At 49.4% G+C, this 12,065-nt stretch carries 12 protein-coding genes; 8 read left to right on the top strand and 4 right to left on the bottom strand.

Going from position 1 to position 12,065, the window contains the following annotated elements:
* The first annotated feature begins 328 nt into the window (after positions 1–328).
* The 4 genes from Q2J39_RS05535 to Q2J39_RS05520 all read left to right on the top strand — a co-directional run bounded on the left by Q2J39_RS05535 (position 329) and on the right by Q2J39_RS05520 (position 4,584).
* Entirely contained in the window at positions 329–1,447 is a 1,119-nt protein-coding gene (locus Q2J39_RS05535; RefSeq protein WP_230267263.1) for a galactose ABC transporter substrate-binding protein, read from the top strand.
* A gap of 119 nt (positions 1,448–1,566) precedes the next feature.
* Positions 1,567–3,105 (top strand): sugar ABC transporter ATP-binding protein, encoded by a 1,539-nt coding sequence (locus Q2J39_RS05530; protein ID WP_230267262.1) that lies wholly within the window; start codon positions 1,567–1,569, stop codon positions 3,103–3,105.
* A gap of 15 nt (positions 3,106–3,120) precedes the next feature.
* A complete protein-coding gene (locus tag Q2J39_RS05525; RefSeq protein WP_288339278.1) occupies positions 3,121–4,200 on the top strand; it encodes an ABC transporter permease subunit in 1,080 nt (359 codons plus the stop codon).
* 9 nt (positions 4,201–4,209) lie between these two features.
* A complete protein-coding gene (locus Q2J39_RS05520) occupies positions 4,210–4,584 on the top strand; it encodes an InlB B-repeat-containing protein (protein WP_230267260.1) in 375 nt (124 codons plus the stop codon).
* Between the two features lie 309 nt (positions 4,585–4,893).
* Here the strand turns inward: Q2J39_RS05520 and Q2J39_RS05515 are convergent, their stop codons facing one another.
* From Q2J39_RS05515 to Q2J39_RS05505, 3 genes are all read right to left on the bottom strand, one after another.
* Positions 4,894–5,796 (bottom strand): DUF362 domain-containing protein, encoded by a 903-nt coding sequence (locus Q2J39_RS05515; RefSeq protein ID WP_288339279.1) that lies wholly within the window; start codon positions 5,794–5,796, stop codon positions 4,894–4,896.
* Between the two features lie 66 nt (positions 5,797–5,862).
* The gene (locus Q2J39_RS05510) at positions 5,863–6,435 is read right to left on the bottom strand and encodes a uridine kinase (protein ID WP_288339280.1); all 573 of its coding nucleotides are present in this window, start codon (positions 6,433–6,435) and stop codon (positions 5,863–5,865) included.
* 59 nt (positions 6,436–6,494) lie between these two features.
* On the bottom strand, positions 6,495–7,076 hold the full coding sequence (locus tag Q2J39_RS05505) for an ECF transporter S component (RefSeq protein WP_288339282.1): 582 nt from the start codon (positions 7,074–7,076) through the stop codon (positions 6,495–6,497).
* A 339-nt stretch (positions 7,077–7,415) separates the two neighbouring features.
* Between Q2J39_RS05505 and Q2J39_RS05500 the strand changes: the two genes are divergently transcribed.
* From Q2J39_RS05500 to Q2J39_RS05490, 3 genes are all read left to right on the top strand, one after another.
* A complete protein-coding gene (locus Q2J39_RS05500) occupies positions 7,416–8,408 on the top strand; it encodes an asparaginase (protein WP_288339284.1) in 993 nt (330 codons plus the stop codon).
* Between the two features lie 471 nt (positions 8,409–8,879).
* On the top strand, positions 8,880–9,989 hold the full coding sequence (gene metK, locus Q2J39_RS05495) for a methionine adenosyltransferase (protein WP_288339286.1): 1,110 nt from the start codon (positions 8,880–8,882) through the stop codon (positions 9,987–9,989).
* A 286-nt stretch (positions 9,990–10,275) separates the two neighbouring features.
* On the top strand, positions 10,276–10,734 hold the full coding sequence (locus Q2J39_RS05490) for a hypothetical protein (RefSeq protein ID WP_288339288.1): 459 nt from the start codon (positions 10,276–10,278) through the stop codon (positions 10,732–10,734).
* Positions 10,735–10,813: 79 nt separating this feature from the next.
* On the opposite strand, the gene Q2J39_RS05485 is transcribed toward Q2J39_RS05490, so the two are convergent.
* Complete coding sequence (locus Q2J39_RS05485; protein WP_230267253.1) at positions 10,814–11,338, bottom strand: 8-oxo-dGTP diphosphatase; 525 nt, start codon at positions 11,336–11,338, stop codon at positions 10,814–10,816.
* Positions 11,339–11,533: 195 nt separating this feature from the next.
* On the opposite strand from Q2J39_RS05485, the gene Q2J39_RS05480 reads away from it, so the two are divergent.
* Positions 11,534–11,950 (top strand): metal-dependent transcriptional regulator, encoded by a 417-nt coding sequence (locus Q2J39_RS05480; RefSeq protein ID WP_288339290.1) that lies wholly within the window; start codon positions 11,534–11,536, stop codon positions 11,948–11,950.
* Positions 11,951–12,065 lie beyond the last annotated feature (115 nt).

Below are 12,065 nucleotides of genomic sequence, written 5' to 3'. Positions count from 1 at the left end.
TTAGCGTATCTAATATTCAGTCTCGCGTATACCCGTCGATTGTTTGACACTTACCAGGACAAAGGGCGCATAAAGGGAAAATAGCTACAGGTTAAGCAATTCTTACGCTCAAAAAGAAAAGTTAAGTAAAATTAACTTTGATATTTAGTTAAACGAAGAAACCTTTAACCGAACATATTGAATAAAAATTTACCGAAAACCAGCGAAAACCCTTTCAGAATCTGTTGTTTAAAACAAATGCCTATGTTATAGTTCACATGTAAATTCTTCCGCAATTCCGCGGAACTCTCGTAAGAGACGAGAAATAGAAAGGGTACACTTAAGTACTATGGAACTCAACAAACTCTTTAAAACCATGATGGCAGGTGCTATGGCCCTGTCCCTGGCAGCTTGCGGCAGCAGCGACGGCGGCTCCACAAGCAGCACAGCTTCCTCCACAGCTGACTCCGGTTCTGCTGGAGGAGAAGGCGAAGTTTCCGTATTCTACTACACATACGGCGACGACTATATCTCCACAGTTCGTGCAGCTCTCGACAAAGACCTCGAAGATGCAGGAATCACCTACGCTGACTACGATGGCGGCAACAGCCAGACTACTCAGACTGAACAGGTACAGACAGCGATCTCCAAAGGATCCAAGTGCCTCGTTGTAAACCTGGTTGACACAGCTTCCCAGGATGCTGCGAAAGAAATCATCACCCAGGCTGAAACTGCTGGTATCCCAGTAATCTTCTTCAACCGTTCCGTTGACGAAGAAGTTATCTCTGCTTACGACAAAGCTGCTTTCGTAGGTACTGACTACGAAATGGCTGGCAAAATGCAGGGTGACATGATCGGTGAATACCTGAACGCAAACTACGATGCTACTGACCTGAACGGCGACGGTGTAATCTCCTACATCATGCTGAAAGGCCAGGAAGGCAACGCTGAAGCTGACGCTCGTACACAATACGGTGTAGAAAACGCTGACGCTAAACTGGCTGAAGAAGGCCACGAAGCTCTCGCTTACTACAAAGCTGACGCTCCTACAAAATACGAACTGGACAAAGACGGTGCATGGTCTGCTGCTCAGGGTACTGATATCGTTCAGAACGCTCTGTCCCAGTACAACGAAGAAAACGGCGACATGATCGAGCTCGTTATCGCAAACAATGACGGTATGGCTCTTGGTGCTCTGTCCGCTCTGCAGAACGCTGGCTACAACGACGGCGAAGGCAAGACCATTCCTATCTTCGGCGTAGACGCTCTTGACGATGCGAAGACAGCAATCGACGAAGGCAAAATGACTGGTACCATCAAACAGGATGGCGAAGGCATGGCCGCTGCGATCTGCCAGATGGTTCAGAACATGATGGCTGGAAAAGACAAATTCGAAGGCCTCGATTCTGCAAACGTAGTCGGAACATGGCGTATTAACATTCCTTATTCCGAATACAAAGCTGACTAATTTCCCGCTGCAGGAAACAGAATCAGTTTAAAACCGCAATGATTCCAAAATCAGCCACGGGTTCCCCGTGGCTGATTTCGAATCAGGCGATCACATAGAAATACGAAAGGAAAAACGAAATGTCTCAGGTAAATCCAACTGTTCATGACGCAGCTTGGAAAGAAGCACATCCCGTTGTCCTCCAGATGAAGGAAATCACCAAGCAGTTCCCTGGTGTTAAAGCGCTCGACGGCGTTTCTCTGAACGTCCGCGCCGGAAGCGTACACGCACTGATGGGTGAAAATGGTGCCGGTAAATCCACTCTGATGAAATGCCTCTTCGGCGTTTACAACAAAGACAGTGGAACCATCATCCTCGAAGACAAAGAGGTTAACTTCAAAAACTCCAAAGAAGCGCTCGAAAACGGTGTTGCCATGGTTCACCAGGAACTGAACCAGGCGCTTAAGCGCAACGTTATGGACAACCTCTGGCTGGGTCGCTATCCGACAAAAAACGGTTTCGTTTCTGAAGCAACAATGCTCAAGGATACGAAAGCGGTATTCGATGAACTCGAAATCGATGTCGATCCACGAACCGTAATGTCAACGATGCCAGTCGCTCAGCGACAGATGGTTGAAATCGCCAAAGCCGTATCCTTCCATTCGAAGGTAATCGTATTTGACGAACCGACTTCCTCCCTTACGGAAGAAGAAGTAGAACACCTTTTCAAGATTATCAACATGCTGCGTGATCGCGGTGTTGCCATTATTTACATCTCACACAAGATGGACGAAATTCTGCGCATCTCCGACGAAATCACCGTCATGCGTGATGGTACCTGGGTTGCTACGGAAGTAACGGAAAACATGGATATGAACAAGATCATCAAACTGATGGTCGGCCGTGAACTTACGAACCGCTTCCCGCCCAAGGACAATGTTGTATCCGATGAAGTATCTCTTGAAGTAAAGAACCTCACCGCTCTTTACAACCAGCTGAACGATGTATCCTTCAAGGCACACAAAGGCGAAATCCTTGGTGTTGCCGGTCTGGATGGTGCAGGTCGTACAGAACTGCTCGAAACAATCTTCGGCTACGCCACTCGCAAGGATGGACAGATCTTCCTGCATGGTCAGGAAATCCATAACAAAAACCCGAAAAAGGCTCTTGCCAACGGTTTTGCTCTTCTGACTGAAGAACGCCGCGCCACCGGTATCTTCGGTATTCTGGACATCCGTGCCAACACAACTATTTCCAACCTTAAAAGCTATCTCAAAGCCGGTCTTCTTTCCGATGCGGCAATGAAGAAAGATACGGACTGGTCCATTGGCGCCATGCGCATTAAGACACCGAGTCAGGCGACGAAAATCTCGTCTCTGTCCGGCGGTAACCAGCAGAAAGTAATTCTTGGACGCTGGCTGCTGACCGAACCGGAAATTCTGCTGCTGGATGAACCGACGCGCGGTATTGACGTAGGTGCCAAATATGAAATCTACGAACTGATCTCGAACCTGGCGAAACAGGGCAAGACAGTCATGATGGTTTCATCTGAGATGCCGGAACTGCTCGGCGTCTGCAACCGTATTCTGGTTATGTCCGGCGGTCGTCTTGCCGGCGAGGTAGATGCGGATAACACAAGCCAGGAAGAAATTATGACTCTGGCTGCGAAATACGTATAAAGAGGAAATATTAAAATGTCTGAAAACACAAAAGCAAAAAAGCGGAATCGCATGCAGGTGTGGATGGATGATTACAAGCAGATGGATGCGAAGGACAAAAAACGCGCCATCACGAACCTCCTTCTCAACAACGCAATGTACATCATCATCCTCATTGCGGTCATCTTCATCGGTATCCGCGAACCGAAATACTTCTCTGTATCTTCGATTGTCAACATCATCACACTGACCGCTGCTAAACTGCCGATCGCTCTGGGTATCGGCGGATGTATCGTACTGACCGGTACTGATATTTCGGCCGGCCGTATGGTTGGTCTCGCCGCTGTAATCATCGCGTCGATGTCCATCACCAATAACCGTATTTTCCCGGGTCTCGAACCTCTTCCAATCATTGTTCCGCTTCTGGCAGCTATGGCAGTCTGCGGACTGATCGGTTTCGTAAACGGCTTCTCCGTTGCGAAATTTAAGCTCCATCCATTTATCGTAACCCTGGCTACACAGCTGATCACTTACGGTATCATCCTGATCTACCTCAAGCTCGGTACGAACAACGGCCAGACTCTTTCCGGATTCGACCAGACTTACCGTGACATCGTTACGGGTACGATCTTTTCCATCGGCGCTTCTAAGATCCCAATGTACGTACTGTACGCCATCCTCATGGTTATCGTTATGTGGATCATCTGGAACAAGACAACCTTCGGTAAAAACATGTTTGCAGTTGGTTCCAACGAAGAAGCAGCTACCGTTTCTGGTGTTAACGTTTCCCGCACAATCATCATGGTTTTCGTTCTCGCGGCAATCATGTACTCTCTGACAGGTTTCATTGACGGTGCCCGTATCGCTTCCGTAAACGCCAACACTGGTTTCAACTACGAGTGTGACGCCATCGCGGCTTGCGTAATTGGCGGCGTTTCCTTCGTCGGTGGTACTGGACGTATCTCCGGTATCGTAATCGGCGTACTCCTGCTGCAGATTATCTTTACTGGTCTGAACTATATGTCCGTTGACCAGAACTACCTGTACATTATTAAGGGTATTATCATCCTCGTTGCCTGCGCGATCGACATGCGTAAGTACCTGACGAAGAAATAAAACCCCATTATGAATGAGAAAAATCATTCTGAGACCCCAACGGATCTCCAACCCGATGGCGGACTGTATAAGAATCTGAACGTCTCCACGCGCACTCTGGGTATTGTAATCATTGCGGGATGCATTCTCTTGTGTTTGTTGATGTACCTCGGTACGCGAAAAGATGGTTACGCAGTTTCCTATAATTCCAAGGGCGGAAGCGATGTACCCTCTCAGGTCTACCAGTTCCAGGACGCTCTGAGTTTAGCTGATGCCCCTGTCCGTGAAGGCTACCGCTTTACAGGCTGGTATACGGACGAAAACTGCACAATGCCTGCGGATAGCTCTCTTCTAGTCGAAGGCGATATGCAGCTCTTTGCCGGCTGGGAACCGGAAACCGATTGACTCAGTTCATTTGATCATTCATTTTCCCCCCTTAAGCTTCAGGCATACACCCCGTGTTCTCTCGATCGAATACGGGGTTTTTGTTTGGAAAAAAGGCGCGAAGAAACGGGCAGCTGTCCCGTTGATCCGGCTGCGGCCGGAACGACCCGCAACGGGGCCCGGCCCAGGTTTTCAAACGGCTGGATACTTCAGACGCCAAAACGTAAAAAGTCCTCTGCCACCCAGAATTCTGGGAAGGGCAGAGGACTTCTGCTGTTCAGTGCTCAGTACTGGAGTTCAGTACTGGATGGTATAGAGATTGAATCGGACTTACTTCTCGTCGATGTCGATCAGTTCGTATTCACGATTTCCAAAGCCAAGAGCTGCGGCAGCTTCAACCGTGTGAACGCCATGACGGCTCTCTACACGTTCAAGGAAGTGATCACGTCCTGGATCATCGGAGCTGTAGACCATATCAAGGCAGGCCTGATCGATCGCAACCGGGTCGGTGGAGATCATGATGCCGATATCTTTCATGCACGGATCTTCAGCGACATGGCAGCAGTCGCAGTCAACGGACAGGTTGACCAGGCAGTTGATGTACACAATGCTGTCCTTGAAGAAGGTGTTTACGCTTTCCGCGGCATCGGCCATAGCTTCGAGGAATTCATCGTGATTCACTTCTTTTTCCCAGCAGTCTTTCATCGAATCGGACTGACCGGTGGAGTGGATCCAGCACTTGCCGGCTGTGGATGCGCAGCCGATGGAGAGCTGTTTGAGGGCACCGCCAAAGCCGCCCATCGGATGGCCTTTAAAGTGCGAAAGCACGAGCATGGAGTTGTATTTCTCAATGTCCTTGCCGACGAAGTTTTTCTTGATGATTTTTCCGTTTGGAATTTCGAGGACTTTATCTGGTCCACCCGCATCGAGGATTTCTACATCGAAGTTTTCGGTCCAGCCATGATCGCGAAGTACTTTTTCGTGTTCGAGGGTGTTGAAACGATGGCCGCCCATATCGTGACCGTAAGCGGTGTTGCATTCAACGACCGTACCGTTGACTTCGTCTACGATCGGTTTTACGAATTCCGGACGCAGGAAGTTCTGGTTGCCGGCTTCACCGGTATGCAGCTTAACGGCTACATTGCCTTTCAGTTCCTTGCCTAAAGCTTTGTACAGACGGACTAAGGAGTCGCGTCCAGTGTTGCGGGTAAAATACACTTTGGATTTTTCCACGATAATATTCCTTTCATTGATCCAAAAATCGTTCATTCAAACAGAGACGTCTAAAACCGGGTGGCCTCAGAAGCTGGTGTCCACAATCTGATCGATCGCGTTCGTGTCGAGTCCGTTTTCGAAATAGTTTTCTTCGAGCGGAATCCATTTCGCTTCGAAGTTTGCGTACTTCTCTGCACCTTCCCGTTTCAAAAGCCGTTCTTTCTGCTCTTCCTTAGAACACGTCAGGAAGAGCAGAAAATCGACAAAAGGGAGCAGGTGAGCGTTGGCACTGTATGTGCCTTCGAGAAGCAGAATGCGCGGACGCTTCAAAGCGCGGGCCGACTGTAAAGTCATGGTTCTGCAGGAAAAGGGACAATAGATCGTTTCTTCCTTTTTCTGCAAAGGAAGCAGGACTTCATCGAGAATGCGTTCGTAATCGACGTTGGCACCTGGAGTCTTGAGACGTTCGGGCGTTCGATCTTCTGGCCGAAGGAAAAAGTCATCCATATGCAGGATGGAGCAGTCGTCCAGCCGGTCCACTAACAGAGAGGCCAGAGTCGTCTTTCCCGATCCGCATCGACCGTCAATCGCGACGACGAACATTGGCTTGTCGCTCTGGCTCCTTTTTTCTTCGAGCATTTTTACGATCGCATCCAATCGGTCAGCCCGAGAGGACGGAACAGATCCGTTCTGTATTGGGTTTTCGTTTGAAGAACTCATCCCTCCGCCTTGGCTGCCGAGACGGCGGCTTTCTGGGATGCGGCGGGACGTTCAAAGCGAAGCACGCCGGTTTTGTCGAGAACTACCATCAGAAGCGGGATTGCGGTCAGCTGCAGGATAATTCCCGGGATGGCATTTGAGAAGGCGCCGGCAATGAAGGCGCTGAGTGTAAAGGCGGAACCAGAGAGCCCCATCAGCACAGCCATTACGACACCCCAGATGATGCGTCCGCCAATCATGGCGCCAAGCAGGGACGTATAGACACTTACAATCGACTGCTTTTTCTGGATCTGATACAGCCATCCGGAAATGGCACCGTATGCGGCCAGTTCAAAAGCCATGGCCACAGCCTGCGGCATCATCGGCGGCATCGAGAACATAGCGCTTCGAAGCAGCGGCATAATTGCGCCGACGACCAGACCGTATTTCCAGCCGCAGATCAGTCCGCAAAGCAGAACCGGCACATGCATGGGACAGAGCATGTTTCCAATGAACTGAATCTGACCGGTAAGGAAGGGCAGAACCAGACCGGCGGCCAGAAACAGTGCCGACAGGGTCAGTTTCTGTACAGGTTTCAAATACAGCATCTCCTTTCTTTCTCTTGATCTCTTTCAGTATATATTCCATAAAAGAGCGATACAAAGCGTGAAGAGCACATTATTCTTATTCTCTTAGAAAATAATAGAAAGGTTCTTATTTGAATTATGAATAATTTTTCCTTACGGCCGTACCTGAAAATCATGCAGGTAAAGCAGAAAAAGGAAAAGAGGCTTTCTTTGTCCGGATCGCCGCCCGCTCGATCCGCCTGTGTGCAAACCGTGTACGGCTTCAATTCGTGATACACTCGAAGCCGTACAGAGATACAGAGAAAGGAGACAAACAGGAGCCCAAATTGCAGCCCTGTTCAAAGTGAAGCTATGGAAACAAAACCCAAAAAGCGCATCGCCATTATTTCGACTGGCGGAACGATTGCCGGATCCGGCCGGATGGGCGAAGCGGCGACGTATCGCGCGGGAACCCTGTCGGTTGAGTCGATTCTTTCCAGCGTCAGCTCCATTCAGGAACTCGCCGATCTGGAAGTCTTTTCCGTCTGCTCCAAGGATTCTAACGACATTACGGAAGAAGATCTGTTTCGCATTAAGGTCAAAGCGGAAGAACTTGAACAGGACGACCGGTTCGATGGCATTGTCATTACCCATGGAACGGACACGCTCGAAGAAACCGCCTTTTTCCTCAACCTGGTTCTGAATGTCTCCAAGCCGATTGTCATGACCGGCGCCATGCGTCCGGCAACCGCGACGAGTGCGGACGGCCCGATGAACCTGTATCAGGCGGTCGCTCTGGCCGCCAATCCCAAAGCGGAAAAAATGGGCGTGCTCGCCGTTCTGTCGGATACGATTTATTCCGGCCGCGATCTGACGAAAGTCAATTCGATCAAGACCGACGCGTTTGAAGTCGGCGATCCAGGTCCGATCGGCTACATGCAGGATGACAAGGCGTATCTCATTCACGCCCCGTATCGCCGCCATACCATTTATTCGCGCTTTGCGATTGAGCAGATTCCGCGGCTTGCACGCGTGGAAATTTATTATGTCCATGCGCAGAGCGATCCGGATCTGCTTGCGTACATGCTGGAAACGTATGACGGCGTCATTATCGCCGGATCCGGCTCGGGCAACTATTCGCAGGAAATCCGGGAAGTCATCGAAAACTACACCGGACCCGCGCTCATCGTCCGCACCAGCCGGCTGCTCGAAGGCGCAGCCTTTGAATCTCCGGTTTTTGATCCGCTCAAGAAAACCATTCCGGCCCATCGCCTCTCTCCGCATAAAGCGAGAATTCTTACCCAGCTCGCGCTCAGTTACGGCGTGCCGCGCGAAGAAATGCCCGCGCTCTTCCGAGAATACTGATCGAAACCGCGCCCTGAAGACCATAAGAGAAAACGTACAAAAGCGCCGGCAACGTCTTTGCGGCGCTTTTTCATCGTTTCAGGAAAAGAAATTTGTCCTTATTAACGAACCGGATCATCGAAACCAGGGATAAAAATCAAAACGACAGCACGTGGACACAAAATTCGCTATACTGAACTAACGGGTTTTTGGGCAAAACAAAGGCATTGACCGGGTCCAGAATTCATACCTGCACTATAATGAAAAGCACTGAAATACTCTTATCAAGAGTCGGGGGAGAGAGTCAGCTCTATGATCCCGCGCCAACCTCGTAACTGGTGGCCCAGCTGACATCGATAACGAAGGCGCTGATGAATAACATAAGCATGCTTCGGTATGCTTTTTTTCTGGTTAAGGACTTCGAATATCTCCAGGAAGTATTTCACATTCTCATGAAGTATCCCGTAACTGAATGTATAAGGAGGAAATTTGATGAAAGACTATATTTTTACCAGTGAGTCGGTAACAGAAGGACATCCAGACAAAGTCTGTGACCTGATTGCGGACTCGATCGTCGATGAAGCACTTCGCCAGGATCCTAATTCCAACATGGCGGTAGAAGCCACCATCAAGGATGATTTCATTCTGGTTTACGGCGAAGCCAACACGAAAGCCGTCATCGATTTCGAACAGATCGCCAAAGACGTTCTGAAGAAAATCGGCTATCCGGAAGAATATCACGTACACACCGTTGTAAATAAGCAGTCCCCGGAAATCCATAACGCGGTCAACAAGAACAAGGACGGCAAGCTCGAGGTTGCGGCCGGCGACCAGGGCATCATGTTCGGCTACGCATCCAACGAAACGGATGAATTCATGCCGGCCCCAATTTACTATGCGCACAAGCTGTCCCGTCAGCTGACCAAAGTTCGCCGCCAGCATCCGGATCTGCTGCGTCCGGACGGAAAGACACAGGTTTCCGTAGAATATAAGGATGACAAGCCCGTACGCATTGATACGATTGTCGTTTCCACCCAGCATTCTCCAGAAATCAGCCAGGAAGACCTCAGCAAGCTCATCCGCAAGGAAGTCATCGATGCGGTCATCCCGTCTGAACTTCTCGATGAAAATACAAAATACTTCATCAACCCAAGCGGATCGTTCGTAGTCGGCGGATCCTTCGGCGACTCAGGCACCACAGGCCGTAAGATTGTCTGCGATACCTATGGCGGAATGGGCCATATCGGCGGCGGATGCTTCTCTTCAAAAGACCCGACCAAAGTAGACCGTTCGGCAGCTTACTATGCCCGCTGGGTAGCCAAGAACATCGTTGCCAATGGACTGGCAGACAAGTGCGAAGTCGAAGTGGCTTACGCCATCGGACGCAAGGAACCTGTTTCGATTCTCGTGGACACCTTCGGCACCGGCAAAGTCAGCGACGAAGAAATCATGGATATCGTCAAGAAGAACTTCAATTTCGAAGTCGGCAATATTCTTGAAGAACTCGATCTGCGCAAACCAATTTATACCCGTACAACCAACTACGGTCATTTCGGCGACCCCAAACTTCCGTGGGAAAAAGTAATTGAGCTCAAGCGCTAAATAGAAATTCTGTTTTCAAAATTCAAAGTCTCCAGAACGCATCAGCAGGTTCTGGAGACTTTTTCTGCAGGCAGGAAAACAGGTCGTTTTTCCAGAATCGGATCCGTTAAAATCAGACTAAGGACAGGAATCAGATTAAGGACAGGAAAAGGAGGGAAAGAACAGGGCACACTGCCTTTGTATAAATGGATACGATATATGGAATGGCGATGGAAAACCGGAAATCAACGCGTTTTCCATTTCGTTTTTTGAAGAATTTATGGAGGCGCATCCAGGAATATTCCTCGTGGGGACGGACTACCCGGGAATAGACTACAAAGCTCCTGACATTTTTGAGTATATTTACTACTGCTATGACTGGGCACCGTCCAGAGAACCGGACTGCTGGCTTTGTGAGGATTGCGAAAGCCTGACTGTCTTTTTTGACGACGACAATTACCGCCTTGACCACCGTTACGATTTCGTGAAAATGGAAAAACTGTACGAACCGGGCGATAAGGGCTTTGATGACTGGGAAGAGTATGTGGCCATGCGAAATGATGAACTGGATGAATTCGGCGACTGGTATATCGGCATGGATCCGCTGACTGCACTGAAAACCTATCCCTTCAAATACCGGTATAAAGTTTCACCGGATCAAAAATACATCTGTGCGTTTGATTCCAGCCAGAATCTGGTTTTCTCCTACGAACAGGTCCGCTTTCTGGATTTCCAGAAGGAAGAAAAGCGCACCGTAAACGAATGAAGTCTGGAGGAATCTCGACATGGATTCCGTCGCGTTCCATCCTTCTCATTTGAAGCTGGCGACGGGAAGGAGCAGCCGATCAGTCTGTCCCCAGATAGATGGACGAATCCTTCAGATCCAGCTCTTTTTCATTCAGTGTCGCGTGCGTGAGCGTGTCGCCCAGATAGTTCAGTTCCATATAAAATAACGGGACATGTTCCTTGAGCAGCTTTAGAAAGATTCGATCGCCTTTCCAGAGATTGAGCGAAGCGATAGCGCTCCAGTCCATCCAGACCAGATCGCCTTCGCTGCACTCCTGCAGGCGCTTTTCTTCCTGCGGATCGAGTTCTCCCGTGTACAGAAACATAAGTTCTGAAAAGAGCGGATCTTCTTCGTGTTTTCGAAAGTTAAAGGTGATGATGCCGCAGAGTCTGGGATCATTCCAGTGCAGGCCGGTTTCTTCCCGGCATTCGCGCTGCATGCAGCCCAGGACCGTTTCGCCGTCTTCAAGCTTTCCGCCGATCCCAATCCATTTTTCCTTGTTGATGTCGTTTTCCTTTTTTGTGCGATGAAGCATGAGTACTTTGTCTTTGCTTTGAATGTAGCCAAGCGTTGTCACTAACATGGTGTCTCCTTTTCGTCTGATCTGTTTCTATAGCCAATTTCTGCACGTTTAAATTTGTTTCTATTTTACCCGCATTGAGAACAGCCGGTGTCTGACAGAAAGCCGGCGTGCTCCGATTGAAGCCGTTTCGTCTGCGCGTTTTGCCAAAAGGCCGGCTTCGTTGACTCCCTATGTGAGTTTGTTTAAACTAATGGCATGATGATCGATAAAAAAGACCCGATCCTGACGGAATCGGTTGAAGACTATCTCGAATCCATTCTTGTACTGTCCACCAAACTGCCGTATGTACGGAGTGTGGATGTAGCCAGCCATCTCGGCTTTTCCAAGCCTTCGGTCTCTCATGCCGTCAAAATGCTTACCGAACAGGGCTATCTTCTCGCAGATCCCAATAAACATCTGATCCTTTCGGACAAGGGAAGAGAAGCGGCGCAGCATACGTACCAGCGCCATGAATTTTTCACGCAGATGCTTACGAATATCGGCGTCGATCCGCAGATCGCCGAAGACGATGCCTGCCGGATTGAACACGTGATTTCGCAGGAAACGTTCGACGCCATCAAGGCGTACTATAATTCGTCTGCCCCAGAAACCGCGGAAGAAGAAGCTGCGTAAACGATAATTGAATTTTCGGACTGAGATTTTTCAAATGAGAAATCCAGTCCTTTTTCTTTGGATCCGTTTCGCAAAGCCAGGACGGGCAGACCGAGAAGAGCGGCCGTTTCGTTTG

The organism is uncultured Allobaculum sp., assembly GCF_948576815.1.
Taxonomy (GTDB): domain Bacteria; phylum Bacillota_I; class Bacilli_A; order Erysipelotrichales; family Erysipelotrichaceae; genus Allobaculum; species Allobaculum fili.
This window is presented reverse-complemented; position numbering and strand designations above follow the sequence as displayed.

Coding starts and splice junctions, on each gene's coding strand:
- Q2J39_RS05535 (WP_230267263.1), top strand. CDS start 329: ATGGAACTCAACAAACTCTTTAAAACCATGATGGCAGGTGCTATGGCC.
- Q2J39_RS05530 (WP_230267262.1), top strand. CDS start 1,567: ATGTCTCAGGTAAATCCAACTGTTCATGACGCAGCTTGGAAAGAAGCA.
- Q2J39_RS05525 (WP_288339278.1), top strand. CDS start 3,121: ATGTCTGAAAACACAAAAGCAAAAAAGCGGAATCGCATGCAGGTGTGG.
- Q2J39_RS05520 (WP_230267260.1), top strand. CDS start 4,210: ATGAATGAGAAAAATCATTCTGAGACCCCAACGGATCTCCAACCCGAT.
- Q2J39_RS05500 (WP_288339284.1), top strand. CDS start 7,416: ATGGAAACAAAACCCAAAAAGCGCATCGCCATTATTTCGACTGGCGGA.
- metK (WP_288339286.1), top strand. CDS start 8,880: ATGAAAGACTATATTTTTACCAGTGAGTCGGTAACAGAAGGACATCCA.
- Q2J39_RS05485 (WP_230267253.1), bottom strand. CDS start 11,338: ATGTTAGTGACAACGCTTGGCTACATTCAAAGCAAAGACAAAGTACTC.
- Q2J39_RS05480 (WP_288339290.1), top strand. CDS start 11,534: ATGATGATCGATAAAAAAGACCCGATCCTGACGGAATCGGTTGAAGAC.